This window comes from Acinetobacter sp. UBA2063, from assembly GCF_002333245.1.
GTDB lineage: Bacteria > Pseudomonadota > Gammaproteobacteria > Pseudomonadales > Moraxellaceae > Acinetobacter > Acinetobacter parvus.
The window spans coordinates 1-1,473 of the sequence record NZ_DDAH01000229.1 but is presented as its reverse complement, the minus strand read 5'-3'; the positions used below and the strand labels follow the sequence as shown (position 1 = coordinate 1,473).

Annotated in this window: 2 protein-coding genes; both read right to left on the bottom strand. The window is 46.6% G+C overall.

The genetic code is table 11. The features are described 5' to 3' along the window. Window positions 1–1,281: UDP-N-acetylmuramoyl-L-alanyl-D-glutamate--2,6-diaminopimelate ligase (locus B4H32_RS10755; protein ID WP_286803030.1), on the bottom strand; the 1,281-nt coding region annotated here is incomplete at its 3' end. A 3-nt stretch (window positions 1,282–1,284) separates the two neighbouring features. Further along, window positions 1,285–1,473, bottom strand: a 189-nt coding sequence (locus tag B4H32_RS10750; protein WP_349677408.1) for a penicillin-binding transpeptidase domain-containing protein, incomplete at its 5' end; no start/stop codon positions are given.

Genomic DNA, 1,473 nt, shown 5'->3' with positions numbered 1-1,473 from the left:
AAAATCAATTCCCTGCTTCATATCTGTAAAAATCTGTTCAGGATTTTCAGTACGTGGATTATCAGACGTTAAAATCACAGGATTGGCATGATCCAGTGCGGCCTGAGTCATGAGGGGTCGCTTGCCTCGATCACGATCACCACCACAGCCAAATACTGCCCAAAGCTGTCCAGTGACATGCCGTTTTAAAGTGGTTAAAACCTGAATCAAGGCATCAGGGGTATGGGCATAATCTACCACAAATAAACGCTCGGCATCCTGTATCACCTGCATCCGCCCTGGTGCACCCTTGAGCTGTGGTACAAACTGCACCAGATCAGCCAGGGCAAAACCTGCATATTCTGCTGCAATCAGGCTCGCCAATAGGTTTTCAACATTAAAATGCCCAAGGAGTGGACTTTGAACTGTATAACGACCCGCTGGGCTAATAAGCGTAAAACTTGCCCCACTCAAACGGTATTGCAAATCGGCGATATGATAATCGGCATTTGTCTGGGTCAGGGAATAAGTCAAAATTTTTGGCTGGGATGGATTGGCTTTGGCTGCATCCAGCATGAGACTGGAATGTGTATCATCCAGATTAATGATGACAGCTTTTAAGCTTGTAAACCTGAACAGCAAAGCCTTTGCCGCAGCATAGGCTTCAAGTGTGCCATGATAATCCAGATGGTCTCGACTTAAATTGCTATAAACCGCAATTTCAATCTCACAGCCATTTAAACGGCTTTGCTCCAGACCATGTGAACTGGCCTCAAGTGCAACAAAATTGGCACCCTGTTTGGCATAGTCATGCAATGCGTTCTGCAACTGCAAAGCATCTAAAGTGGTATGTGTTGATGGCGTAAGGTTTGGCAGAATGCCATTGCCCGTTGTCCCCATCACTGCACAGCCTTGGCCCTGTGAGCTAATCAGTTCAGCAATCAGGCGTGAAATGGTGGTTTTACCATTGGTGCCCGTGACCGCAATTCCACGCAGCGCTGTTACAGGATCGACTGCCTGCAAATATTGTTTCTGCCATTCACCCATTAAATAACGGACTTCGGGACAGACCCATTCATTTGCAAGGCCTAAATCTGTTTCACTAATCACCGCCAATGCACCCGCATTCAAGGCATTCTCAGCAAACAAGCGTGTTTTTTCAGGTTGACTATAACTATTTAAGGCAATAAATATTTGCCCCACTTCAATCTTGCGGCTATCCAGACAGAAACCTTTAAACGGTTGCGTATACCAAGCCGCATCTATGCTGATTTGATGTATCTGTTGAAAACTAATCGACATAATCTACCTACGGACTGGGTTTTTTGGAGTATCTAAGGGTTTATCCAGTGGCACATTGAGCAGGCGCAAGGACTCCTGCATCATTCGTGCAAACACAGGTGCAGCCACCAAACCACCGTAGTAGCGTCCCTGTGGATTTTCCACCACTACAATCATGGCCAAACGTGGATCACTGATCGGCGCAACCCCTGC